This window comes from Asaia bogorensis NBRC 16594 (assembly GCF_001547995.1).
Taxonomy (GTDB): Bacteria; Pseudomonadota; Alphaproteobacteria; order Acetobacterales; family Acetobacteraceae; genus Asaia; species Asaia bogorensis.
Map to the genome: position 1 here is coordinate 2,230,325 of NZ_AP014690.1, position 25,342 is coordinate 2,255,666.

The following is a 25,342-nucleotide window of genomic DNA, read 5'->3' on the forward strand; positions in this document are numbered from 1 at the left end:
TCCATGCCGAAACGTACAGATATCTCGTCGATCCTCATCATCGGCGCTGGCCCTATCGTGATCGGTCAGGCCTGTGAATTCGATTACTCCGGCACGCAGGCCTGCAAGGCGCTGAAGGAGGAAGGCTATCGCGTCATCCTCATCAACTCCAACCCGGCCACCATCATGACCGATCCGGGTCTGGCCGATGCCACCTATGTCGAGCCGATCACCCCGGAATTCGTCGAGCGCATCATTCTTAAGGAAAAGCCCGACGCGGTTCTGCCGACAATGGGCGGTCAGACGGCGCTCAACGCCGCCATGGCGCTCGACAAGTCGGGCTTCCTCAAGAAGCATAATGTCGAGCTGATCGGCGCCAATGCCGAAGTCATCGACCGCGCCGAGGACCGTCAGAAATTCCGAGAGGCCATGGACGAAATCGGCGTGGAATCCCCGCGCAGCACCATCGCCCACACGCTGGAAGAAGCCCGTGCGGCACTGGAATCGGTCGGCCTACCCGCCATCATTCGCCCTTCCTTCACGATGGGTGGCGCCGGTGGCGGCATTGCCTATAACCGTGAGGAATTCGACCAGATCGTCGCTGGCGGTCTCGATGCCTCCCCCACCACCGAGGTTCTGATTGAGGAATCCGTGCTGGGCTGGAAGGAATTCGAGATGGAGGTCGTCCGCGACAAGGCGGATAACTGCATCATCGTCTGCTCCATCGAGAACATCGACCCGATGGGCGTGCATACGGGTGACTCCATCACCGTTGCCCCGGCCCTGACCCTGACCGACAAGGAGTATCAGAAGCTCCGCGACATCTCGATCGCCTGTCTGCGCAAGATCGGTGTCGAAACCGGCGGGTCGAACGTGCAGTTCGGCATCAACCCCGATGATGGCCGTATTGTCGTCATCGAGATGAATCCGCGCGTGTCACGCTCTTCCGCGCTGGCCTCCAAGGCGACGGGTTTCCCCATTGCCAAGATCGCGGCCAAGCTGGCCGTAGGCTACACGCTGGACGAACTCGCCAACGATATTACCGGCACGACGCCTGCCAGCTTCGAGCCGACCATCGACTACGTTGTTGTGAAGATTCCCCGCTTCACCTTCGAGAAATTCCCTGGTGCCCCCGCCCTGCTCTCGACCTCGATGAAGTCGGTGGGTGAAGCCATGTCGGTTGGCCGTTCCTTCGCCGAGGCCCTGCAGAAGGGTCTGCGCTCGATGGAAACCGGGCTGACGGGACTCGATCCTGTCGAAGCGCCGGGCGATGGCTCGCTCGATGCCTATCGCGCCGCGCTTTCCGAGCCGCGCCCCGAGCGTATTCTCATGGCCGCACAGGCCATGCGCGCCGGGCTATCGCTTGAGGACATCAACGCCGCCTGCCGTTTCGAGCCGTGGTTCCTGCGCCAGCTCCACGACATCGTGGTGTCGGAAAACGAGATTGCCGCCAATGGCCTGCCGCAGGATGCCCGCAATCTGCGCCGCATCAAGGCGCAGGGCTTCTCCGACCGCCAGCTTGCCCGCCTGACGGGACAGAGCGTCGAGGAGGTGACGGCATTCCGCCTCAAACTCGCTGTGACGCCCGCCTATAAGCGCATTGATACCTGCGCGGGCGAGTTCGCTTCTGACACGCCTTACCTCTACTCGACCTATGAAGGCGGGTTCGGTGTGCCGGAATGCGAAAGCCGTCCGACGGACCGCAAGAAGATTGTCATCCTTGGTGGTGGTCCCAACCGTATCGGTCAGGGTATCGAATTCGATTATTGCTGCGTTCATGCTGCCTATGCGCTGCGTGAGGCCGGGTTCGAGACCATCATGGTCAACTGCAACCCCGAGACCGTCTCGACCGATTACGACACTTCCGATCGTCTCTATTTCGAGCCGCTGACCGATGAGGATGTGATCTCTCTCATCCGCACCGAGCAGGCTGGTGGCGAGATTCTGGGCTGCATCGTGCAATATGGTGGCCAGACCCCGCTGAAGCTGTCCCGTGCGCTGGAAGCCGCCGGCATCCCGCTGCTCGGCACCCCGGCTGACGCCATTGACCGTGCGGAAGACCGCGAGCGCTTCCAGGCCCTCCTGCGCAAGCTTGGCCTGCGCCAGCCCGAGAACGGCATTGCACGCACCCCGGGTGAGGCCGAGGCCGTGGCTGAAAAGGTCGGCTACCCCGTGGTGGTTCGTCCGTCCTATGTGCTGGGCGGCCGCGCGATGGAGATCGTTTACGACCCGGCAGGGCTGCAGCGTTACCTGCGCTCCACCCTTCTTCTGGCGGGTGCCGAAGTCGCCAATGGCCCGATCCTGCTCGATCGCTATCTGAACGACGCCATCGAAGCCGATGTGGACTGCATCTGCGACGGTCAGGATGTCTATGTTGCAGGCGTGATGGAGCATATCGAGGAAGCCGGGATCCATTCCGGTGACTCTGCCTGCTCGCTGCCGCCTTACACCCTCTCACCGGCTATCGTGACCGAGCTGAAAGCCCAGACCGAAGCCATGGCCCGTGAGCTTGGCATTGTCGGCCTGATGAACGTGCAATACGCCATCAAGGATCAGGAAGTCTTCGTGCTCGAGGTGAACCCGCGCGCCTCGCGTACGGTGCCCTTCGTTGCCAAGGCGACCGGCGTGCCGGTGGCCAAGATCGGGGCCTGCGTGATGGCAGGGGCCAAACTCTCGAGCTTCAAGCTCGATGGCGACGCCATTTCCCCGCACGTGGCTGTAAAGGAAGCTGTCTTCCCGTTCCATCGCTTTGCCGATACCGACACCATTCTCGGTCCGGAAATGCGCTCCACGGGTGAGGTTATCGGTCTCGACAGCAGCTTCGAGCGCGCCTTTGCGAAGTCGCAGCTTGGCGCCGGTGTGGTGCTGCCCCAGTCGGGTGCGGTGCTTCTTTCGGTGCGCGACGGTCACAAGACACAGGTTCAGGCCCTTGGCCGCAAGCTGATCGAAATGGGTTTCAGCATTCTCGCCACACGCGGCACGGCTGCCCGCCTTGAAGAGGCCGGTATTCCCGTCAAGCGCGTGAACAAGGTGCTGGAAGGCCGCCCGAACTGCGTGGACGCCATCCGCTCGGGTGACGTGCAGCTGGTCATCAACACGGCGCAGGGCGCCCAGGCCGTGCGCGACAGCTTCGATATCCGTCGCTCCTCGCTGCTTGGCGGTGTGCCGCATTTCACCACCCTCGCCGGGGCACGTGCGGCGATCTATGCCATTTCGGCCATCAAGGATGGCGGGCTGGATGTGGCGCCCCTTCAATCCTACTTCAAACGCGCTTTCTGAGACCACGGGGCTTTGTCCTTTTCCCCTACCCGGCTGTTTCAAGCCGGGTAGGGTGACGAGGCTTTGCCTCGCGCTCCGGAAAGGGGCTTGCCCCTTTCCCCCCCACTTTGAGGCCTTCAAGGCGGAATGCGACATCCTCAAGTCGCGGATTTTCAGAGGTCGGCCGCCTTTTGGCACATTTCAGGGCAGAGCCCTGCTTCCTCCCCGAGATGATCAACTCTGTGCAAAACAGGCCCTCATTTCGAGGCTCGCCTTGAATTTACCCCCCGGAAGACCTAATTTATCTGATCAAATTGCGGGCGGGGATTGTCTCATGCCCATCCATGCCCCGTGCAGGGCCCTGGAACACTGTTGTTCCTAGGCGCTACGCGAGGGCTGAACTCGTTTTGGGGAATGCGCTGTGCAGAAGATTCCGATGACCGGTGAAGGTTTGACCCGTCTAGAAGATGAACTGCGTCGGCTGAAAAGCGAAGATCGTCCGGCCGTCATCCGCGCCATTGCCGAAGCACGCGCTCATGGCGATCTTTCGGAAAACGCCGAATATCATGCAGCACGCGATCGTCAGTCCTTCATCGAGGGGCGCGTTCTCGAACTCGAGGAACTGATTTCAACGGCTGAAGTCATCGACCCCTCGCAGCTCTCGGGTGACACCGTGAAATTCGGTGCTCATATCGAACTGGTCGATGAGGAAACGGACAAGGAGAGCAGCTATCAGATCGTGGGCGTCCACGAGGCTGATATCAAGCTGGGCCGCCTTTCTGTCTCCTCGCCGCTCGCCAAGGCGCTTATCGGCAAGTCAGTCGGTGACAGCGTGACCGTACCGACCCCGGGTGGCGACAAGAGCTACGAGATTCTGGCCGTCACTTTCAAATAAACGGATCAGTATCAGCACGGGCTGGCGTCTGGCGGTTTCGGACGGCCAGCCCCAAAGCAAGAAAAGAAGACCGTGTCCGAAAGCCTCACCCTCACCTTCGCCGATATCCTTGCCGCTCATGAGCGGATTGCCCCCCATATTGTGCGCACGCCCAGCGTTCGCTGCGCGGCCCTGTGCAAGATGACGGGAGCCGATATCTGGCTGAAGCTCGAGAATCTGCAGGCTGTCGCCTCGTTCAAGGAACGCGGTGCCGCCAACAAGCTGGCACTGCTGAGCGACGAGGAAAAGAAACGCGGCGTGATTGCGGTCTCGGCGGGCAATCATTCTCAGGGCGTGGCCCGTCATGCCAGCCTGCTTGGCATTGACGCCACCATCGTCATGCCGCGCCATACGCCTTCGGCCAAGGTCGAGCGCACACGTGGCTGGGGCGCTCATGTCGTGACCGAGGGCGAGGATTTTGCCGAAGCCTCGATGGTGGCTGAGAGAATTCGCAAGGAGAACGGCCTCGTTCTGGTTCACCCGTTCAATGATGTAGCCGTCATGGCGGGTCAGGGCACCTTCGCCATCGAGTTGATCGAGGATAGCCCTGAGCTCGATTTTCTGGTTCTGCCGATTGGCGGTGGCGGGTTGATCAGCGGTTCAGCCATCGCTTCGGCAGCGCTAAGCCCTAACACGAAGATCATTGGCGTACAGGTCGAAAGTCACGCCTCGCTTTCCGCCTTCCCCGAGGCGGCCGTGCAGGCACGTGGTGGCTCTACCATTGCCGAAGGCATTGCGGTCATGCAGATCGGCAATACCTGCCTCGAGACGGTCAGCCCGCTTCTCGACCGTGTTCTGGTCGTTACCGAGCTTCAGGTGGAATCAGCCATTGCCCATTTGGCCGAACAAGCCAAGCAGGTCTCCGAGGGCGCTGGCGCGGCAGCTCTGGCGGCAGTGATGGCCTATCCCGAGCTCTTCAAGGACAAGCGGGTGGCCTTGCCGATTACGGGTGGCAATATCGGCACACGCATTTTTGCCAACACGCTACTTCGCGCCCTGCGCCGTGATGGCCGCCTGCTGTCGCTTACCCTTCAGATCCCTGATCGTCCCGGTGTGCTGGCTGATATCTCCACGCGCATCGGCAATGCTGGCGGCAATATCATCGAGGTCTCCCATCAGCGCCTCTTCGCCGCTCCTTCTGTGCAGACGGCGGAGCTGGAGATCATGATCGAAGCGCGCGATGGGGCTCACGCTGACCAGATCGAGGCCGATCTGCGCAGCCATTATCATCTGACGCGCGGCTGACGCTGCTGCGCGATCAGTGCGAGCGGGCCTCAGGCGAGAAATGACTGGCCATCCAGTTCAGGCCATCTGACTGGTCGTAGTCGTCCGGGAGGGCATAAAGCGTTGCCAGAACGGCCCTGTCATAGGGAAGCATCTCCCCTGTCGGTCCCTCGAGGATCTCGGTCTGCGTGTATCTGAGTAGACTCCGGTCGTCGTAACCGTCGCGGAGATGCGGCGCCGCAAATGCAACGAGCGAGAGCAGATCACCCAGCATGCCCCAGGATTCATTTCTGAGGCGGTTGATATCGATGATGATCAGAACAATCGTCAGGTCCCGCCGGGTTGTCACATTCCCCAGAGCGCTATCCCCTACCGGCGCAGCATATCGAACGGGAAAGCCCGATGGCATGATGATCGGCGGCATATCGCTCTTGTTGCGCATTGACGACGATGCAAGCCACCTGACGGCGCGTGGCTTGAGAAACTGTCTGACCTCATCGCGGGTCGCTTCGACCTTGCTCTCCTGATATTCCTGCGCATTATCCAGACCGACGAACAGATCGGGGTTCAGTTTGTGTATTCCGGCAGCCAGCGCATCGGACTGATCGGTAAAGAAGACAAAAAGCTGCTTCGCCCTGCAATCACGCGACACAGACAGCCCCAGACTACTCCCTGTATTCTTGAGGTGAGAGAACAGCATTTTATCGTACTGCTCCTGCACGCCATGAATATCGACGCATACCTGCTGATGCCATCGTGGCAGCGTGTCGAACTGACGTTCCCCCAGCTCGAAAATCAGATGATCCTCAAGAGCGTCATGGGTCATGCCATGCACGGTCAGATGCTCCTGACAAAAAGCAGGATTTCCGGCCGACAGCCCTGTCAACCCTACGGCAGCCAGGATAGCAAAGCGACGTAACAGGATAGCAGTACGCATGACTTCTCCCGAAGAACGAACGTGACAAACTGTATCATCCGTTTCGAGGAAGAAAAGACGCCGGCATACTGCAATGCGATCACATATCGATTAGTTTGACAGAGCGAGCGGGCGTCTCTCATCGTGCCATCCGACCTGCTTCAATACGAACAGGCCGGATCGATCACCCGCCATTGCGCAGGACTTCAGCCCTGCACGAAGCCCTCACGCTTCAGGACCGCAATGGCCGCGCGGATACGATGGCCATAAGTATGTTCCTCCATCGTACGCGCCTGAGCACGGCGCGCCATCTCGATGCAGAGCGGCGTGTCGTTGATATAGCGGGCCACCAGACGATCAAAGTCAATCTTGTTCGAGAAGGTCGGAATCTCATCGGCCGTGAAGTAGCGGCGCAGTTCGTAGGTATCCTCATGGAATACCTGGAAAGCACCCGCAGCAGCGGCCTCGAAGGTACGCGGACCGGGCGTCGAGGGTGAGATCATGAAGCGCTTGTTTTCGAAATGGAGCGAGCGGCCCAGATTGAGAACAAGCTTGGAGCGACGATACAGCTCGATAAGCTGTGCCTTCTCGATGCGCGCATCCGAGAAACCGATACCGAACTCACCCCAGCCGGGACCGATGATCTTGATGTTCAGGTTGCGGAGCGTGGGCATCAGGTTGCGCACGATATCCTTGCGGCTCGTGAAGGCCACACCGCAGAAAAGGACATCGATCGATTTTTCCACATCGGCCTCGATCGGCGCGTAGTGCAGCTTGCGGCTGGCTGCGAGCGGCAGATGATAGACACGCTCGCGCTGATAGAAATTATGACCCCAGCGGTCGCAGGAGAAGATGACATCGAAGTCATCCGTGATGCGATAATTGGCGTCCTGCTCGTAGGGGTCTTCTGTTGCCCAGAAAACGGTCGTCGCCCCGATCTTCTTGGCCTCGCGACAGACCTCACCGAAATAGGTGCTCTCGGGGAGATAGGAGCCGATAGCAAAGACGATAGTCGGCTGAATACGCTCCACTGCTGCTGCAGCACCGCTGATATGCACGGCGACAACATTTTCCTCGCCAAAGCACTCGGCCCAACCATCCATGATGGATTCACGGATCTGCGCATTGGCCTGTGACTCATAGCGTCCGCCACTGCAAACGAGCACGCGCTGCGTCTTGCCAGCAGCCTTGGATCCCGCGTTTTTCTTCTCTGCTGACATGGTCTTACCGTCCATTCCTCGTTTCGGGCCGGGGGGCGTCCCCCGCACCCATTATCAGACGCGGCAGCCTCAGGGCGCCACACTTGCTTCGATAATCGTCTCCAACGCGTGACTGAATCGCGCCGGGCTGCAATCACGTTCCACGGCCCGCAGAGCCCCGGAGCGGATCATTTTCCATTTTTCGCCATTCTCGTAGAGCTCTGCGAGGGCAAAGGCGAAGGCGATCGGATCCTCACTCGAGGCACTGATCAGCTCGGCGCCGTCGGCCCAGCCCATCTGGCTGGCAAGCAGACGCGTAGCCATGACAGGCAGGCCATACGAGGCTGCTTCATGCACCTTGTACGGAAGGCCGCCAGCATATCGGGTTGGCGCCACGAAAACCCTGTGCGATGCGTAGAGGGCCCTCAGGTCATCCACGGGGCCAAGCCAGTTCACCCGCTTCGCACAACGCAGTGCCGACACATCAAGCGCCGGATTGACGAAACCGGCGACCGTGAGCCGCACATCATCGGGGAGATGTTCGTCCATTTCGGGCAGCACATCATTGATCAGCCAGAAAAGGCTGTCGAAATTGGGCGCATCCTCATCATGCAGAGCCCCGACGAACAGAATGTCACGCCGGTCCTCAAAACCGCGTGGATCCGGGCGCGTCGGCAAGGCATGGCCTAAAATCGACACGTTCTCATATCCAGCGTCCCGCACCAGGGCCGCATCATGCTCCGAAACGACCACAATGCGTTGGCAGTAATGCGCTGCCTCAAGCTCGCGCGACACCATCTCGCCCAGAGGCAGAAGCTTTTCCTTTGGCGGATGGAAGCGCGCTTTGGCAATCGTTCTCGCTGCCGCAATCACCTCGGTATCGAGCACGACGCTGTCAACGGGCAGATGGCGGCTCTGTTCGGTAAGCACGGGAAGAAGACGTGTCAGGTTATGGGTGCGCCCAATCCAGACAACATCATAATAGCCTGCTCGTTCCTCGATGAATGCATTGAGATCGCCAAGATCACTATGCGCCATGAGTTCCACATCATCCGGGAAATTGGTCGCCAGATCGAGATGACTCGCAGGTCTCGGCAACACCGGGAATACCGTGACCTGCAAGCCAAGACGGCTCATGGCCCAGACCAGATCATTGGAGCGGACATATCCCGAGCCCAGCGAACGCAGGGGGATACGATCCTCAATGAACAGGACGCGACACCGGGCACCACGATGGGAACGGGCCAGAACGGCATTACGCACATGGGCAGGAAGCTGCTGCCTCAGATATTCCTGATGCTGCTTGCCGAAGATGCGATGATTGATCTGGATCTGCGCATGCGAGCCCGCATTGCCAGCGCTGCCGAATTCGAGATGCTCGACCACGACACCGGGATCGTAGACGATGCGCTTGCCAGAGCGCACGATGCGCAGGCAGAAGTCGGTGTCCTCGAAATAGGCGGGACGATAGATCGTGTCATAGCCGTTGAGGGCACGGGCGATTGCGCTGCGGACCATAAGAAAGGCCGCCGAGCAGTAATCGACGTCGCGAACGAAATTCGCCTCAGGGATCGTGGGATTGTCCTGGCGGCGGTAGCCATAGGTCGCACCGTCGCGCCAGATGATCGACCCGGCCTCCTGGAGCCACATATTGCTGCGGATCAACTTGGCACCGACAGCCGCAATGTCCTCTGACGCATGCAGCCGCGAAAGCGCATTGCTGATCGCGTGGGGATACAGGCGCAGATCGTTGTTGAGATAGAGCAGAACCGGCGCACGCACCTCAGCCAGTGCTGCGTTGCACCCGTCGAGATACCCGATGTTGTAGCGATAGCGCATGATTTTGGCACCACGCACGACGTGCTCGATCCGGGTCGTCTCGTCGCTCGATGCCGAATCAACCAGAATAAGCTGGATTGCGCCGGGATAATTCGCCCGCAGCGATGCCAGCGCCTGCATGGTCAGCGCATATTTATCGTGCAGCACCATGATGACAGAGAGCTCGGGCTCGCCCTCAAAATGGAAATCCGGGGCGTGACGGGTGATGATACGCTGCTGCAATGCGGCTTCGGCTTCGAAGAGCCTGCGTGTCTGCTCCTCGGTCGGCGGCGCAACGTCACTCTGCTCACCATATCTCAGGCGCTGGGCCACCCAGCATGAGTAGACGCTGTCATAAAGCCCGGCATCGAGTAATGCCCGTATCTCAGGCTTTTCGCCAAAGACACGCAGGTTGATACCCTCGGCCGGGCGGCGGCCTTCCCTCGCCCCGAACCTGACAAAATGCTCATAGCCATTACGAAACGAGCCGTTATCGATGCTCGGCGCCACATCGGCATGGACCCGCAGATAATACAGGTCGTCGAAGAAAGCCTGGGGGTTGAACTGTCGCGGCGTCTGATTGGTCAGATAGTGATGCAGGGCCGATACATAACGTCCGGCGCTGATCTCCCGATCAACCTCAGGATAACGCTCACGATACCAGACCGGGTCGAAATACCAGGACACGCGATGATGGTCTGCAATAGCGGGTGTGTCGAAAGCGAGAGCCGCGAACAGGCCACGCGTTGCGCCCGTCTCAACCGGGGCCTCGACAGCAAGCCGCGCTACAGCCTCCGGATCGACAAACCAGTGGCCGGCAAGCCCGTCCACGTCGCCGATCTCAAGGAAATGATCATATCCGTTGATATAGAAACCACTCGACAGGGATGCGTCGAGCAGGCTGCCATTGCGTGCCCGGTAATAGGTCTCGGAAAACAGCCAATGCGGCGCATGGGTTGCAAAACCCTCCGCGCAATAATGGTCAAAGCCAGAGGCCAGCTCACCGCGACAGATTTCGGCATAGATCTCGGGATAGGCCTGACGATACCAGCCCTCATCGAAATAGCGATTGGGAGAAAACCCGAAGGATTTCCCGATCGTTTCGTAATGCTCGGTCGCGTCACGCAAGCCGTTGGTGGCGATTTCCTCAGCCGCCTCGGGATGAAGACCGAGATACCAGTCTTCATCAACCTGACGCCATTTGGGGATGCGCTCATGCTGCATGAGAAGATCTTCCCCGCGTGTCAGAGAGCAGGCTCGGACGCGTGGCGTGCCTCGATGCTGTCATTGACCTGGGCTACAACAGCCTCGGTGACATCCCTGTGCTCGACGGAGGTGACAATACCATCGGCCACATTGACCACCACATCCAGCGGCTTCACCCCCACCATTTCACCGATCGTATTCACCAGACACAGACGATAGCTGCCAGCCAGTTCCGCAGCATAGCCCGAGGCGACCGAGAGCCAGCCCTCGAAGCCGACGCAGAGCGGTGCATCGGCAAAGATCGTCTTCACGTCGTGACGCAGGAAGCGGTTGAGCGCGAAGAAGAACACGTCATTCTCTGCTTCACCAACAAGAGCGACCGACATGGTCCCGGCGCGCTCCACCTGGCGCAAGAAGCCCCAGCCACGGATGAACAGATTGCCATCTTCGGTCAGCAGAGGCGCCGGGTCACCAATGAGGCCGCTCAGTGAATCGATATAGTGCTGGAAATCGTTCGGCGCACGATGCGTGGTCATCTCACGATTGAGGCGGCTCAGCTTGATGCCGCGCAGATGCCCATCCGCATGAGAAACGCGTGTGAAATCAGCCATGATCTGGTCGTTGGACGGGCGCTCGACCTGGATCTCGTTGATCTTGCCATCCTTGACCGCAATCTCGACCGAGGTGACCATGAAAGCGCCGGACCCGTTGACGATATTGACCAGCGCCACACGGAAGCGTCCTTCACACCATTTGCCGCGCAGGGCAGCCTGACCGGCGAAACCCGAGCGACGCGGTGCGTTGGGGTAGATCGACACAACATCCCCACGCGCCTCGCGAGAGCAGGGCAGGAAGATCATCGGGGTGTCATCATCACCAATCAGGACGGCATACATCGACCCTGCGGAGCTGACGCCCGGCAGAACATGCCAGCCGCGAATATGGAATTCATACGAACCGGCAAAATCCTCCGGCTCGTTATCGGCCAGAACGAAATGGCAGACATCGTCGATGTAATATTCAGCGCCCTGGATCGAGTACCAGTCCGTAACGGTCTCGGGCAGTTCCACTGACAGATCGCGAATGGTTGGCGGATCGAAGATGTGACGCGGCGGGGCCTGATGACGCCACGACGCATGGGGCAGCAGATGAACCTGCCCGGCATCGATCTGCATCTCAGCCGTGCCAAGCTCGCGAACCGGGGCCGCTTCACGATAGACGTCACGCATGTCGTCAGCATAGGTTTCGGCCTGGGTCCAGAGCGCGGGCGAGATATTGCCCATGATCTTGCGGCGGATACCCTCGCAGGAGCGGAGCAGTTCGAGGCGCTCGAGCACCATGTTGGCGCGACCGATCGGCACCTTGAATCCGTTGACGCCATCCTTCACGCGGTCGCCCAGAGCACCGACATCGGTGACGATAGGAATGAGACCGTTCTGCCAGGCCTCCGAGAGCGAGATGCAATAGGTTTCGGGCCAGATCGACAGGTTGAGCGCAACATCGGCCACCTGCAATGCGGCAATATCGCCCGCCGTATAGCGACCATACACCTTCACATTCGGCCGCGGCTTGCCGTTGATTACCGCGTCATATTCCGGATGGATATAACCGAAGATATGGAACTCGAAATGATCGGGATGGGCAATCTCGATCAGATTGAGAATGGTATCCGCGCCCTTGGTGCGCAGGAAGTTGCCGACAATCGCAACCCTGAGCGGGCGCTCACCCAGCGGTTCATACGCCTTGGGCACGATGGGGATCGTGTTCTCGGGGGAAGGGATACCGAGGATCAGGCTGCTCTTCTGGTTCAGGATCGGATAGATCTCATGCGTCAGGTTACGCGAGTGTTCGGTTCCGAACAGGATGAGATCGACCGAGTGAAGCATCTTGGCGATAAAGGCCCGACGGGTCTGCTCACCGCCATATTCAATGTTCTCGGCCACCTTCAGAATGATGTCGCTGGCTACAACCGACTTCACCTCATCCTCGACGTAGCGAAGATCCTGGTTCAGCAGGTTATAACGCGACGAGATCAGCCAGAAATCATGAGCCGAGAATACCACGCCCGCGCCGCAGGCCTTGGCGATGATCGGCAGCGACAGGGCGTGATGGCCCAAATGCTGGAAATGCACGATATCGAAATTATACTGACTGATGGCATTGGAAAACGCCATTTCTTCCGGACCGTCGCACATGGCGTCCATCCAGCCTACTTCCGGCACGTCGTAACGCTCGACTTCCTGCCCGTTTGCGGTGGTCAGGCGGCAATGCGTGCCGCGACGGAGCCAGTAGAAGAACTCGATTTCACGACCCAGCATCGAGCACAGGGTCTGCTGATAGACCTCGACGCCGCCCCAGGCTGCTTCATGGATAGTGGAGTGCGTGCACATCAGAACGCGCAGACGGCGACGGCGCGGGGCAATCTCGCTGCCCGGCTTTGTCCGCCCGAAATTCGCCTTCGTGACCTCAGCCATGAAGCGGAGGCGATGTTCGTAGAGATGCCCCTCCTGCACGGAGGTCTGGGCTGCCACCGCAGCCTTGCGGCGCAGTTCGCGATCATTCAGCAACGCTGCGACCGCGCTCACCACGCCATCGACATCGCGTGCAAGGAACGTACCCTCGACCTCAGCAAAGTACTTGGTGTCCATGCTCTCGGGCGCTTCGACAACCTGCGCAGCACCGGCAAGACCAAGCTCATAAAAACGCGGTCCCGGAGCCGTTGCCTGGCTTACGTCACCGTGGCTGGCATAGTCACGGAACATGGTCAGCGTCACGGCGCTGGCATTGGCGAAGTCGATGAAAGCCTCGTGGCTCACCGGGCGCTGAATGGCCAGTTCCGCCAGATCGGCAGGGAGCGGCGGCAGATACTCATTGCCGGGGCAGATCAGCTTGAGGCGGGCCTGCGGAAAGGCTGCGATGATCCGGCGCAGCGTCTCGACGCGGTTGGGCCACATCGTACCTGCAAAGAAGATATCGTAATCGAGCGCCTCGGCATCCTTGACGTCGCGATGATGGATCGTGCGGCTGGCACCGAGCGGCAGATAGAACCCCTTGCCACGATAATGCTCGGCACAGGACGGATCGTTGGTGAAGACGTAATCGAAAAGATGGGAGTTCTCGACATTGAAATCCCGCATGAAGGGGTCTTCAAATGTCCAGAGGATCATCGTTTTGAAAGCAGGACGGATGCGCCGCATGAGCTGCGTATTGATACGCTGGCCGTCAATACAGATGAGCGTGTCATGCTCGCCTGACGCAGCCGCAGCGGCCAGGGTCATGTTATCAGCAAGCAAGATCTGGTCATGGCCGAACAATGCCCGTGCAGCACGCTCGACCGCGAGGGTCAGGTACGAATTCGGGTTATGGGTGTAGTTCGTATTGTAGATAACAGCCATGAAATCCCCACCTGCACATCTCGTCAATAAACGGGGCAATCCCCGTCCATCCATTGATCTGCCTTTAACCTAATCGCCGGTCGGGAAAAAGTGTTCGCGGGTGAATTTATAATTAAGTTGAGTGTCAGTTTAACAAGAAAAAATAAAAGGGCTGCCGAAGCAGCCCTTTCATAGTGTTTCTGCGTTTTGACGACAGATTACACTTCGGTATTACGACGACGAATAGCAGCGCCGAGGATGTCACCGAGCGATGCACCGCTATCGGACGAACCGTATTCGTTGATCGCAGCCTTGTCTTCCTCGACCTCACGGCCGCGGATGGTCAGGGCCAGCTTGCGCGAAGCGCGATCGACGGACACAACCTTCGCATCGACCTTCTCGCCAACCGCGAAGCGCTCGGGGCGCTGCTCGGCCTTGTCACGAGCCAGTTCGGCGCGACGGATGAAGCCGGTCAGGACGTCGTCCACCTTCACTTCGATGCCGTTGGTCTGAACCGACGTCACGAGGCAGGTCACGATGTCGCCCTTGTGGACGCGCGACAGGGTATCGGCTGCAGGGTCTTCCTGAAGCTGCTTGATACCGAGCGAGATGCGCTCCTTCTCAGGATCCACATCGAGCACCTTGGCCTGAACGACCTGACCCTTCTCGAACTTCGCCATGGCTGCTTCGCCGGCTTCGTCCCAGGAAAGATCGGACATGTGCACCATGCCGTCGATATCGGCAGAGAGACCCACGAACAGACCGAATTCGGTGATGTTGCGGATTTCGCCTTCGATGGTCGAACCAACCTTGTGCTCTTCGGCGAACTGCTCCCACGGGTTGCGCTGAACCTGCTTCAGGCCGAGCGAGATACGACGCTTGGCGCTGTCCACGTCGAGAACCATGACGTCGACTTCCTGCGAGGTCGCGACAAGCTTGCCCGGATGGACGTTCTTCTTCGTCCAGGACATCTCGGAAACGTGTACCAGACCTTCAACGCCGGGCTCGAGTTCAACGAATGCACCGTAGTCGGTGATGTTCGTGACGCGACCGGAGTAGCGGGCACCCGGCGGATACTTGATCGCCACGTTCTCCCACGGATCAGCCTCAAGCTGCTTCATACCCAGCGAGATACGCTGCGTGTCGGAGTTGAAGCGGATGACCTGAACGCGAACCGGCATGCCGATCTGCAGGGCTTCGGACGGGTGGTTGATACGCTTCCAGGCGATGTCGGTGACATGCAGGAGGCCATCGACGCCGCCGAGGTCAACGAACGCACCGTAATCGGTGATGTTCTTGACGACGCCATCAAGGATCATGCCTTCCTTCAGGCCCTGGATCAGCTCGGAGCGCTGCTCTGCACGGGTCTCTTCAAGAACGGCACGACGCGAGACAACGATGTTGCCACGAGCGCGATCCATCTTGAGGATCTGGAAAGGCTGGGGCTGGCCCATGAGCGGAGCAACATCGCGCACGGGGCGGATATCGACCTGGCTGCCCGGAAGGAACGCCATGGCGCCGCCGAGATCAACCGTGAAGCCGCCCTTGACGCGACCATAGATCGTGCCGTTGACGCGCTGGTTGTTCGCGAATGCACGCTCGAGCGAGGTCCATGCCTCTTCACGACGAGCCTTCTCGCGCGACAGCACGATGGAGCCGTCACGGTCTTCGTAGCGCTCGACATAAAGCTCGATCACGTCGCCCGGACGCACGTCAGGCGCGGTGCCCGGCGGTCCGAATTCCTTGAGCGAGACGCGACCTTCGCTCTTGAGGCCGACATCGACAATCGCATACTCGTCCGTCAGACGGATAACGCGACCGGTGACAACCGAGCCGTCAAAGCCCGTGTCCTGGCCGAGGGTCTCGTCGAGAAGAGCAGCAAAGTCTTCGACGGTGTTGGTGGCTGAAGCCATGTGTTTTCGTAATCCTGGGCCGATCGTGAAGACCGGGCCAATGTCTGCGCCCGACATCTTGGCCGGACGGCTTGCTCGATGATCCTGGGCCACCCATGAGCCTTCAGGGAAAGATCGCCCGCAAGGCGCGGGAGAACGGATAGCGCAGGTGGCGTTACGCTGCCCGTGGTCAGACACCCGCAGCGGGGTGCTTGTCAACAAAAACCTGTATTTTCGGGCCTAAATCGGCTGCCTGGCCTCGACTCCGGGGCAAGTCGCAAGTGCCGCCGATCATGCAGTTCAGTGATGCGGCGCGTATGAAGTCGAACACCTGTAGGCGCAGGGGGGGCTTCCGCGCTGCAGGACGCCCCGGCGATGGTATGAGTGCGATGACGGTGTCGGAAAGCAACCCGTGTGCAGTAGGCGCCTGATGCGCCACCAGCCATCACTCATCTGCCGGGAGCTGGGTCGAAGGATAAAGCCCCCTACCCGCCCCGGCCAGATTGCAGGCTTCCGACTCAGGCCGGAAAACGAGACCTGACGATCGACAGGGCGTGGGCCAGAACAGCCCCGGCATCCATGTCATCTGTTTCAATCAGAACGGCATCATCAGCCTGACGGAGCGGCGAAACCGGGCGCTCCGCATCCTTCTGGTCGCGTGCGCTGATTTCTGCCGTCAGGGCAGACAGCGCGCTTTCATCACGGGCACCTGTCCCATGAAGCTGCTGGTAGCGACGCAGGGCGCGGACCCCGGCGCTGGCAGTGACAAAAAACTTGAGGTCGGCATCGGGGAAAACCACCGTGCCAATATCGCGCCCATCAATCACCGCACCGCTGGCTGTCGCAAACTCGCGCTGACGCCGAAGCAGGGCGGAGCGTACAGGGGGCTGCGTGGCTACCGAGCTCGCGCCGCGATCGATTTCCGGCACACGCAGGTCATCACGCAGCAGATCCTCGGGCTGGAGCGCCTGCGCCGTCTGCTCGCCGCTATCAGCAGCCGGGTCCAGACCCTTGAGGATCATCTGACGGGCGACAGCGCGATAGAGCAGCCCCGTATCCAGATGAGGCAGCCCCAGCGCCGCAGCGAGCGATTTGGCCAACGTCCCCTTGCCCGCCGCAGCCGGGCCATCAACAGCAATGATAAGGCGCATCAGAGCGCAGCCCCCAGGGCCGTCATCAGCGACACAAAGCCGGGGAAACTCGTGTTGATGAAGCCGGTGTCATCCACCATCACGGGCTTCTCCGCAGCCAGGCCGAACACGATGGCACTCATGGCCAGACGATGGTCCATACGTGTCTCCACCAGACCGCCCCCAAGCCCTTCAGCGCCACCGCGTCCCTCGATGATCATGTCATCACCCTCGACACGTACCGTTGCGCCATTGGCCTTGAGCAGCGCCACAGTGGCAGAAAGGCGGTCGCTCTCCTTCACGCGCAGTTCTTCAAGACCGCGCAGGCGCGATGTGCCGTTGGCAAACGCACAGGCCACAGCCAGCACGGGATATTCATCGATCATGGAGGGCGCGCGATTGGCCGGCACGTCGACACCCTGCAGGGCAGAGGCACGCACCACGAGATCACCGACGGGCTCTCCACCCTCGATGCGCTCATTTTCGATCTCGAGCGATGCGCCCATCTCACGCAATGTGGTGAACAGGCCCGTACGCAAGGGGTTCAGCCCGATACCGGGCAGTCGGACTTCCGAGCCGGGAACGAGGCAGGCCGCCACGATGGGGAACGCCGCAGATGACGGATCAGCCGGCACGACAACATCGCGGGCCGCAAGACGTGCAGGTCCCTGCAGGGTGATGATACGACCACCTGTCGGGGTCAGCCCGACCTCAACCTCGACGCCGAAATGGCGCAGCATGTTTTCGGTGTGATCGCGCGTCGCTACAGGCTCCTCCACCTTGGTCCTGCCCGTCGCATTGAGCCCGGCCAGCAGAATGGCGGATTTCACCTGCGCCGAGGCAACCGGCAGGCGATAGGCAATCGGTGCAGCCTCACCCGTGCCGATGATGGCCATCGGAAGCTTTTCGCCATGTCTGGTGGCAAAACAGGCCCCGTTAGCCGAGAGCGGCTGCGTGACGCGGCGCATGGGACGACTGCGCAGGCTGGCATCGCCCGTCATGAAGCTGGTGATGGCGTGGCTAGACAGGATACCCGACAAAAGCCGGGCGGCCGTGCCGGAATTGCCCATATCCAACACATCGTCGGGTTCGTTCAGCGCACCGACACCCTTGCCCTCGATAACCCAGCGATCCGTCTCTCGGGTGATCGTGGCACCGAGGGCGCGCATGGCATCGGCCGTGCGCAGCACATCCTCACCTTCCAGCAGGCCGGTTACGACAGTACGCCCACTGGCAAGAGACGCCAGCATCAGGGCGCGATGGCTGATCGACTTGTCGCCGGGCACACGAATCGAACCCCGAAGCGGGCCAGGATTGCGCGCTACGGAAAGAGGAATGACGGGGGCGGAGGGATGATGTTCCATGATAGCGTTCATTCCGATGCGAGCCCCCTGCCTGTCAATTGCCGAGACCGGATTCACGTCAGGTTTTGACATCAAAATCCCCGCTGGCATTTGACATTGCGGGCACAAGCTGGCATGGCCCCGTGCTTCGCGGCACAAGCCGTTTCCCTTTTCAACCGGTTCAGGATCGACAGGTAGTCATCATGGCAAAACCAGAACTCGGTCTGAAACGCGTCTGCGTCTCCTGCGGCACACGTTTCTACGACCTGAATCGCGCTCCCGCGATTTGCCCCAAATGCGGCGCAGAACAGCCCAGCGATCTGCCCCAGCCCAAGCGCGGTGGCGACATCCCCGCGGATCAGACCAAGAATGATCCCAAGAGCGACGAGGATGACATTGATGTCGATCTCGACGCCGATGAAGATGGCGATGACGATGTGATGGAAGACGCATCGGATCTCGATGATGACGATGACGATCTCGGTTCCGAGATCGAAGTCACCACCGACAACGACGATAACGAAAATTGATCTCCCTGGGAAAAGCCGGTCTGACCGGCTTTTTTCTTTTGTGCATGGCCCCTTCCTTCTCCCACGCCGAGACGGCCGATCAACTGGGCCGCGCCCTTCGTGCCGAGCCCAGCGCCACAAAAGTGCTGCAAGACTATTGCAGGCGTCTCGCGCCTGGCGTGGCAATCACGGCCATTCCGCTACCTACTGACAATCTGCCGCCGCCCGAGCCCTTCACGGCCCATTTTTCGCTGGGTGCGGATGAGCATATCCGGCTGCGTCATGTCAGCCTGCGCTGCGGGACCCATGTGCTCTCTGATGCCTGGAACTGGTATGTGCCTGAGCGCATTGAACCCGCCATGAACACGCTGCTCGACACCACCACCCTGCCTTTTGGCCATGTGGTGGCAGCGTTGCGTTTCAAACGGGAGGCGTTGCAGAGCGAGCGCGACAACCTCCCGCCGGATATCCTGCTGCGCAACACCGCCATGCTCACACGGGGGGCTGACGGCCTCCCCTTCTCACTGGTGGTGGAGAACTATCTAGCCTCGGGTTTTGCAGGGCTTGCGTCGCCTGCTCGCCAGTCCCACCCCTGAGCCGTGCCCGGTCGCGGTCTGGCCCGTCGCGGTCTGGCCCGTCGCTTCCCTTACGAAACGCCGCGCATATCGCGCCACTGGGCAACCAGAGCGCACCATCGCTCCCGTGTTTCGGCATCGATACGATCATCTTCCTTCATGATGGCCGCACTCTGCTCCACATAGTCCCGTGATTGCTCTGCAAAGCGTCTTTCAATCTCCTCGTGGGCTTTGGCGACGCCAGGCAGACGGGAGAGACGCCGGATACCCCTGCGCACATCCTCGGCGAGAGGCAGAGCCGGCTTTGGGCCGCCAGCGTCGAAACGTGTGGTGAAGAGGTTGAAGATACCAGGATTATTGTAGCGGAAGTGCTTGATCTTGAGCACACCATTACCGTCGTTCTCACCGCGGGCGAATTTCCACACATATTCCTCGAGCGAGCGAACATGATAATGGCAGATCATCGCATTGACGGTGGGGCGAACGGCAAAATTGATATCGTGTTCGCCTAGATCACCATCACGATGACGCTCCCCGTCAATGGTCAGGAACGGGATGACGCGCCTGTTCTGTCCATCCGGGTGGTGAGCCGAGGCGCCGCAGAATAGACCGGTGCGGAATACCGATTTGATAAGCGGATGGCGTTCGGTCTCAACAAAACGCTCAGAAGAGAGGCCGGGTGCCCAGGTCAGGTGACCGTTGGAATTGAAAACGCGCCATGAGATGGCAACCGCCTCGGCGCCCTCATGCTCACGGGCCTCGAGAAGCGGCGGCAGGCTGTAATCCACATGGGCACCGGGCAGCACCATTTCATCGAGGTCAAGCACAAGGCACCAGCGATAATCGAGCAATTCCGGCACGATGGTCAGGGCGTGATAATAGGCTTTATCCTGCATGTTGATCCGCGCAGGAGCGGCCCCGGTATTGTCAATCCAGACGATCTCACCCGCATCGGCCAGGCGCTGCAACATCGCCTCTGAACCGTCGGTTAGATCATTCGTGTAGATGAAGAACTGCTCGACACCGATGCGACGATGATGGGCAATCCATTCCAGCAGATAAAGCCCTTCATCACGCGCCGTCGCCAGAACAGCCAGCTTGTGGTTCGGGACGACCGCGCGACGTGCTTCACCCAGCAGCCTAGAGCCGAGGTGATAGGCACTGCCCGGACCGCGCTGGTCATGCAGGCCCAGAAAATCATAGCTCTCATCGGCCTTCAGACAGGCGCGGATGCGACCGTTTTTCCATTCGTGCAAATCCTGCAGGGCGCTGGCGATCCATTGTCCGCCTGGCAAGGCAGCCAGAAGGCGCAAGGCATCACGTGTGGCAGGGTCAACGGCCCGGGCAAGATCGGTGGTGAATAACGCCACAAAAGCCTTCAGGACATCTGGCCGCAAAATGGTCAGCAGGATATCGAAAAGGGCAGGCAGGAAGCACACGGGAGCCGAAAGCAGCGCATGCAGAGCCGCCACAGCATCGTGACGCGCATGAAGCATGACGCCGAATTGCTCTGCGAAGTCGCCCAATAATAACGGCGTCGGCTTTCTGACGGACTCGAACTCGAAAAGCTCCCAGTCCGATATGGTGGGCCGATTGTCGTGGATCAGACCCGTATTGATTTCAGCCGTGAGAAATTCGGGTCTCCCGAACTTCTTGAGCGCATGACGACCTGCCTGCATGTCGATCACGGACAGCGCCATAAAGGCGGGGCACCAAGCCTTTGCATCATCGCTGGAAAGCAACTCGGGCCAAGCCCCATCACTCGCAACCAGTAGAGCGAATTCCGGCATGAAGGACCAGGTGATCAGCAGCGTCTCGCCTGCCAGGGCGGATGGGGCCTTGTGCGACAGCCCGTGATCACGACGATTCAGGTCCAGATAGGTTTGATGATGTGTCCGGACCCGGGATACTGTGCAACCGAAGCGCTCTCCATCAGCCATACGGCAAGTCGGTGAAGTCATGGGGAGTTATGCGCCTCTTATATTCTGATGTTATGGGCGCCACTGTAAATGCTGCCCACCATCGAGCGCAATCATCTGGCCCGTGACTGAAGGCATTCGCAATAAAGCTATCGCGGCTGTGACAATTTCCTGCGGATCAGCGCCGATACCGAGAGGCGCATTCTGACACATCCTGTCGAAATGATCCTGAGACTGCCCTGCCGCCGGAAGGACTGGCCCCGGCCCAATGGCATTGACCCGTATGCGTGGCGCCAGAGCAAGCGCCATGGTCTGGGTGAGGGTCCAGAGCCCTGCCTTGGAGAGGGTGTAGCTGATGAAATGTGGTGTCAGGTTCCAGACACGTTGATCGAGCAGGTTGAGTACCATCCCCTGCGCCGTCTCAGGCAAAAGACGCGCGAATTCCTGCATCAGCACGAAAGGCGCGCGCAGATTGGTTTCCATATGCCGGTCCCACGAACTGCGCGTGACGTCGGACCACTCATCCCGCTCGAAAGCAGAGGCGTTATTGATCAGGACACCCAGAGGCCCGAGCGCTTTCGTGGCATCGCCGATCAACCGGGCCGTTTGCGCCTCATCCGTGAGATCGGCCTCCAGAACACATCCTGTTACGTCAAGCGTGGCCAGCAGGGCTCGCGCCTCATCCGCATGAGAGCGGCAGTGAATGGCAACCGAGACTCCCTCCATCGCCAGCGCCTCGACCAGCGCCCGACCGATGCGCCTTACGCCACCCGTGATCAGGGCCACCCGGGGCATACCCGATGGGAAAGATGGGGCAGAGGTCATTTTCATTGCGCGGGTCGCCGGGCAGAGAGTGCCGCAGCCAGCGTGCCGTCATCCAGCACATCAAGCGCACCACCGATTGGGACGCCATGACCGACGCGCGTGACGGTCACATCAAAGGCAGCGAGCTTGTCCTGCAGCCAGTGTGCGGTGCTCGCTCCCTCGACCGTAGCCCCCAGCGCAAGGATGACCTCACGCACCTGACCGGATTCCACACGCGCCAGCAGCGACGCCGTGTTGAGATCCTCAGGTCCGGTGCCGGATAACGCCGAGAGCACGCCACCAAGCACCTGATAGGTGCCGGGATGCAGCCTTGAGCGCTCAAGCGCCCAAAGATCGCCCACTGTTTCGACCACGCAGATCAATCCCTTGTCCCGCGCCGGATCGGCACAGATGCTGCAGGGATCGCTGCTGTCGAGCGTGCCACAAATGGAACAGCTGCGCACGGAATGGGCTGCGGCTTCCATGGCCTGGGCCAGAGGCAAAAGCCTCGTCTGCGGGGAACGCAGGAGCACAAGGGCGGCCCTGCGCGCCGATCGCGGCCCCAGTCCGGGCAGACGGGATAGAAGCTGGATCAGCCTCTCGACATCGCCACCACCCATCATAGCTGTGCGCTCCTGCTCAGTACAACCGGTAAGACGGTTTCAGGCCTTTGAGGTTCAGAAAGGAAACTTCATGCCAGCCGGAAGATCGATCCCGCCAGTGACCTTGCGCATTTCCTCGGCATTGGCTGCCTCGACCTTGCCGCGGGCATCGGCAAAAGCCGCGATGATCAGATCCTGAAGCATCTCGACTTCATTCGGGTCCGCCAGCTTCGGATCGATACGCAGGCCACGCATGTCGCCCTTGCCGCTGAGGGTTACGCTGACGAGCCCGGCGCCCGAGGAGCCCTCGACCGTGAGCGCATTGAGCGTGTTCTGCACCTCTTCCATGCGCGACTGCATCTGTGAGGCCTGCTTCATCAGTCCTGCGAGATTTTTCATGATGTCTTGTCCTTGAGGTCAGAAAGAAGAGCTGCCACCGAAATCGTGCCAGTCATCGTCATCCATCAGATCGGCATCGAGGGGCGCAAAGTCCAGATCGGGCACGGCAGGTTCTGCCGTCCAGCTCTCCGGCTCTTCAAGCTCTTCGGGGGGAAGCCCGTATTCGTCGAGCGAGAGATCCTTCGGCTCGCCAACACGGGCATCGGGAAACACGTCGAGTATGGCACGCAGCAGCGGGTGCGCATGAAGTTCCTCGCGACGCAGGGCCACGATCTCTGCACCCTGCTCATCCAGTGTCGGCTCGCCTTCTTCATCCGAGGCTTCGACTTGCCACTGCCCCGGATAGACTTTCTCAAGCAGGGCCTGCAGACGGGTTTCAATACGCGGTGGCGTTCCACGGGCCATGCGTATGGCCACACGCGGCGGCTCGAAGCGCACGAGATGCGCCGAATGGCGCAGCATGCCATGCAACATGGCTTCGGACTGGCGTGCGACAAAAGCGACCATCTCACGCCATGAACGCAGGGGCGGCAGGAGAGCATCAGCCTCCTCGCCCTGCGGCGCTGGCTGTACCGGGGTCAAAACGGGCGCTGGGACAGCCACGGCACTGGAGACAGGGTCGTAGGCTACACCTCCATTGGCCACCAGACGCAGGGCCGCCCTGGGGCGGTCATCGCCGCCATGACTGCCCGAAATTCCCTGCGAACTGCTCGCCTGTGCGGAAACCGATCCGGCGCCATGACTGGTCATACTTCCCGAGGGACCTGCCCGACTTTCCCTATCCATATCACCGGCGGGGCGATCCTCGGATTGCATCTGCATGACCATGCGTGCCACGCGATCCGGCGTCGGCAGGGTGCTGGCATAGCACAGACGTATGAGCACCATCTCCGCCGCAGCGCGTCGATCAGGGGCTTGCTCGACCTCCTGAATACCCTTGAGCAGGATCTGCCAGGCGCGACCGAGTTCGGCATTGGGCAGGCGATCGGCCAGAGAGGCCCCGCGATCGCGCTCGGCCTCCGGCAATTCGCGGCTATGACGCAGCGAGGGGATGGCCTTTAGACGCGAGATTACATGGATCAGATCGAGCAGATCGGCGAGGAGGATGCCAAGGTCAGCCCCCTGCGCATAGGCCTGACCACTTATGGCGAGCGCCTCTTCGGCCTTGCCCTGCATCAGGATCTCGAACAGGTCGAACACGAGCTGACGATCGGCCAGCCCCAGCATGGCGCTGACCATGGGGGCCTCGATGCGCTCGGCCCCCTCGCCCTCACCTTGTGCAATCGCCTGATCGAGCAGAGATAGCCCATCACGCACAGAGCCATCGGCAGCGCGTGCGATCAGGGAGAGCGCTTCTTCCGAGAACGCGACCGACTCCTTCTCCGCAATGCCCGCGAAATGCTGCATGAGCATCTCCTGCGGCACGCGGCGCAGATCGAATCGCTGGCAGCGCGACAGCACGGTCACCGGCACCTTGCGTAGTTCGGTCGTCGCAAAAATGAATGTCACCTGCTCGGGTGGTTCCTCAAGGGTTTTCAGCAACGCATTGAAGGCGTTGCGTGAAAGCATATGGACCTCATCGATGATGAAGACCTTCATGCGTCCCTGCATCGGGCGGAAACGTGTCGCCTCGATGATCTCGCGTATATCGTCCACGCCCGTCCGTGATGCGGCGTCCATCTCGAGCACATCGGGATGACGATCGGCGAGAATGGCCGTGCAATTGGCGCAGACACCGCAAGGATCAGCGGTCGGGCCACCCTGCCCATCGACGCCAATGCAGTTGAGCGCACGGGCGATGATACGCGCCGTTGTGGTCTTGCCCACGCCGCGCACGCCGGTGAGCATGAAGGCATGTGCGACGCGGCCCAGCTGGAAGGCACGGCGCAGGATACGCACTGTAGCATCCTGCCCGATCAGGTCATCGAAATGCTGGGGGCGATATTTGCGGGCGAGAACACGATAGGGTCCGCTGCGCTCGTTTTTATCCCGCGCGGGTGCCACGGACGCTGCCGGTGCAGGAGCAGCCGCTTCAACGGGACTTTCCTGCGGCGCATCAAAAAATCCGCCAGCCTCAACCGGGGGCAGCGGAATATCGTCATCGTGGGAGGGGGTATCTGAAGGCGTCATGACTCGCGAGACGAGACCGGCTGCATCAGAGGGTGGGAGGCCGAACACATGACCCGAACAAAACTCACTGCGGCTGCTTCCTTCCGGACCTGACCGGGTTCGCAAGCCGTCCGTCCAAGGCCGACCTCCCG

The 25,342-nt window shown here is 60.4% G+C and carries 17 protein-coding genes and 1 other RNA gene; 5 read left to right on the forward strand and 13 right to left on the reverse strand.

Annotation, left to right across the window (positions count from 1 at the left end):
- The first annotated feature begins 3 nt into the window (after nt 1-3).
- The 3 genes from carB (at nt 4) to Asbog_RS09985 (ending at nt 5,416) form a co-directional block, all read left to right on the forward strand.
- A complete protein-coding gene (gene carB, locus Asbog_RS09975; protein ID WP_062165029.1) occupies nt 4-3,258 on the forward strand; it encodes a carbamoyl-phosphate synthase large subunit in 3,255 nt (1,084 codons plus the stop codon).
- Between the two features lie 400 nt (nt 3,259-3,658).
- Nucleotides 3,659-4,132 carry a transcription elongation factor GreA gene (greA, locus tag Asbog_RS09980; protein WP_031240013.1) on the forward strand — a complete coding sequence of 158 codons (474 nt, stop codon included), beginning with the start codon at nt 3,659-3,661 and terminating at the stop codon, nt 4,130-4,132.
- Nucleotides 4,133-4,204: 72 nt separating this feature from the next.
- On the forward strand, nt 4,205-5,416 hold the full coding sequence (locus Asbog_RS09985) for a threonine ammonia-lyase (RefSeq protein ID WP_062165030.1): 1,212 nt from the start codon (nt 4,205-4,207) through the stop codon (nt 5,414-5,416).
- 13 nt (nt 5,417-5,429) lie between these two features.
- Here the strand turns inward: Asbog_RS09985 and Asbog_RS09990 are convergent, their stop codons facing one another.
- From Asbog_RS09990 to aroA, 7 genes are all read right to left on the reverse strand, one after another.
- The gene (locus Asbog_RS09990; RefSeq protein WP_062165031.1) at nt 5,430-6,332 is read right to left on the reverse strand and encodes a hypothetical protein; all 903 of its coding nucleotides are present in this window, start codon (nt 6,330-6,332) and stop codon (nt 5,430-5,432) included.
- A 185-nt stretch (nt 6,333-6,517) separates the two neighbouring features.
- Entirely contained in the window at nt 6,518-7,531 is a 1,014-nt protein-coding gene (locus tag Asbog_RS09995) for a CgeB family protein (RefSeq protein ID WP_031240011.1), read from the reverse strand.
- Between the two features lie 69 nt (nt 7,532-7,600).
- A complete protein-coding gene (locus tag Asbog_RS10000) occupies nt 7,601-10,552 on the reverse strand; it encodes a glycosyltransferase (RefSeq protein WP_062165032.1) in 2,952 nt (983 codons plus the stop codon).
- A gap of 20 nt (nt 10,553-10,572) precedes the next feature.
- The gene (locus Asbog_RS10005; RefSeq protein WP_023977630.1) at nt 10,573-13,929 is read right to left on the reverse strand and encodes a glycosyltransferase family protein; all 3,357 of its coding nucleotides are present in this window, start codon (nt 13,927-13,929) and stop codon (nt 10,573-10,575) included.
- 197 nt (nt 13,930-14,126) lie between these two features.
- Complete coding sequence (rpsA, locus tag Asbog_RS10010) at nt 14,127-15,821, reverse strand: 30S ribosomal protein S1 (RefSeq protein WP_023977629.1); 1,695 nt, start codon at nt 15,819-15,821, stop codon at nt 14,127-14,129.
- 497 nt (nt 15,822-16,318) lie between these two features.
- Nucleotides 16,319-16,951 (reverse strand): (d)CMP kinase, encoded by a 633-nt coding sequence (cmk, locus tag Asbog_RS10015; protein ID WP_062165033.1) that lies wholly within the window; start codon nt 16,949-16,951, stop codon nt 16,319-16,321.
- Nucleotides 16,951-18,294, reverse strand: coding sequence for a 3-phosphoshikimate 1-carboxyvinyltransferase (aroA, locus tag Asbog_RS10020; RefSeq protein ID WP_231944555.1), 1,344 nt, complete (start codon nt 18,292-18,294; stop codon nt 16,951-16,953). The genes cmk and aroA overlap by 1 nt, the downstream gene beginning before the upstream one ends.
- A 182-nt stretch (nt 18,295-18,476) precedes the next feature.
- Between aroA and Asbog_RS10025 the strand changes: the two genes are divergently transcribed.
- Nucleotides 18,477-18,803, forward strand: a complete 327-nt coding sequence (locus Asbog_RS10025) for an FYDLN acid domain-containing protein (RefSeq protein WP_031240006.1) — start codon at nt 18,477-18,479, stop codon at nt 18,801-18,803.
- On the forward strand, nt 18,800-19,378 hold the full coding sequence (locus Asbog_RS10030; protein WP_062165035.1) for a hypothetical protein: 579 nt from the start codon (nt 18,800-18,802) through the stop codon (nt 19,376-19,378). The genes Asbog_RS10025 and Asbog_RS10030 overlap by 4 nt, the downstream gene beginning before the upstream one ends.
- A 50-nt stretch (nt 19,379-19,428) precedes the next feature.
- Here the strand turns inward: Asbog_RS10030 and Asbog_RS10035 are convergent, their stop codons facing one another.
- From Asbog_RS10035 to ffs, 6 genes are all read right to left on the reverse strand, one after another.
- Nucleotides 19,429-21,318 carry a glycosyltransferase family 2 protein gene (locus Asbog_RS10035; RefSeq protein WP_083510821.1) on the reverse strand — a complete coding sequence of 630 codons (1,890 nt, stop codon included), beginning with the start codon at nt 21,316-21,318 and terminating at the stop codon, nt 19,429-19,431.
- A 30-nt stretch (nt 21,319-21,348) separates the two neighbouring features.
- Nucleotides 21,349-22,107, reverse strand: coding sequence for an SDR family oxidoreductase (locus Asbog_RS10040; RefSeq protein WP_083510822.1), 759 nt, complete (start codon nt 22,105-22,107; stop codon nt 21,349-21,351).
- Nucleotides 22,104-22,700 carry a recombination mediator RecR gene (gene recR, locus Asbog_RS10045; RefSeq protein WP_371861647.1) on the reverse strand — a complete coding sequence of 199 codons (597 nt, stop codon included), beginning with the start codon at nt 22,698-22,700 and terminating at the stop codon, nt 22,104-22,106. Before recR ends, Asbog_RS10040 begins: the two co-directional genes overlap by 4 nt.
- 57 nt (nt 22,701-22,757) lie before the next feature.
- Complete coding sequence (locus Asbog_RS10050) at nt 22,758-23,081, reverse strand: YbaB/EbfC family nucleoid-associated protein (RefSeq protein ID WP_062165039.1); 324 nt, start codon at nt 23,079-23,081, stop codon at nt 22,758-22,760.
- Nucleotides 23,082-23,099: 18 nt separating this feature from the next.
- Entirely contained in the window at nt 23,100-25,211 is a 2,112-nt protein-coding gene (locus Asbog_RS10055) for a DNA polymerase III subunit gamma/tau (protein WP_062165868.1), read from the reverse strand.
- Nucleotides 25,212-25,243: 32 nt separating this feature from the next.
- Nucleotides 25,244-25,340, reverse strand: an RNA gene (gene ffs, locus Asbog_RS10060) — signal recognition particle sRNA small type.
- Nucleotides 25,341-25,342 lie beyond the last annotated feature (2 nt).

Coding starts and splice junctions, on each gene's coding strand:
- Asbog_RS10025 (WP_031240006.1), top strand. CDS start 18,477: ATGGCAAAACCAGAACTCGGTCTGAAACGCGTCTGCGTCTCCTGCGGC.
- Asbog_RS09995 (WP_031240011.1), bottom strand. CDS start 7,531: ATGTCAGCAGAGAAGAAAAACGCGGGATCCAAGGCTGCTGGCAAGACG.
- Asbog_RS10055 (WP_062165868.1), bottom strand. CDS start 25,211: ATGACGCCTTCAGATACCCCCTCCCACGATGACGATATTCCGCTGCCC.
- cmk (WP_062165033.1), bottom strand. CDS start 16,951: ATGCGCCTTATCATTGCTGTTGATGGCCCGGCTGCGGCGGGCAAGGGG.
- recR (WP_371861647.1), bottom strand. CDS start 22,700: ATGGGTGGTGGCGATGTCGAGAGGCTGATCCAGCTTCTATCCCGTCTG.
- Asbog_RS10000 (WP_062165032.1), bottom strand. CDS start 10,552: ATGCAGCATGAGCGCATCCCCAAATGGCGTCAGGTTGATGAAGACTGG.
- Asbog_RS10005 (WP_023977630.1), bottom strand. CDS start 13,929: ATGGCTGTTATCTACAATACGAACTACACCCATAACCCGAATTCGTAC.
- Asbog_RS10050 (WP_062165039.1), bottom strand. CDS start 23,081: ATGAAAAATCTCGCAGGACTGATGAAGCAGGCCTCACAGATGCAGTCG.
- rpsA (WP_023977629.1), bottom strand. CDS start 15,821: ATGGCTTCAGCCACCAACACCGTCGAAGACTTTGCTGCTCTTCTCGAC.
- carB (WP_062165029.1), top strand. CDS start 4: ATGCCGAAACGTACAGATATCTCGTCGATCCTCATCATCGGCGCTGGC.
- Asbog_RS09990 (WP_062165031.1), bottom strand. CDS start 6,332: ATGCGTACTGCTATCCTGTTACGTCGCTTTGCTATCCTGGCTGCCGTA.
- Asbog_RS10040 (WP_083510822.1), bottom strand. CDS start 22,107: ATGAAAATGACCTCTGCCCCATCTTTCCCATCGGGTATGCCCCGGGTG.
- aroA (WP_231944555.1), bottom strand. CDS start 18,294: ATGGAACATCATCCCTCCGCCCCCGTCATTCCTCTTTCCGTAGCGCGC.
- Asbog_RS10035 (WP_083510821.1), bottom strand. CDS start 21,318: ATGACTTCACCGACTTGCCGTATGGCTGATGGAGAGCGCTTCGGTTGC.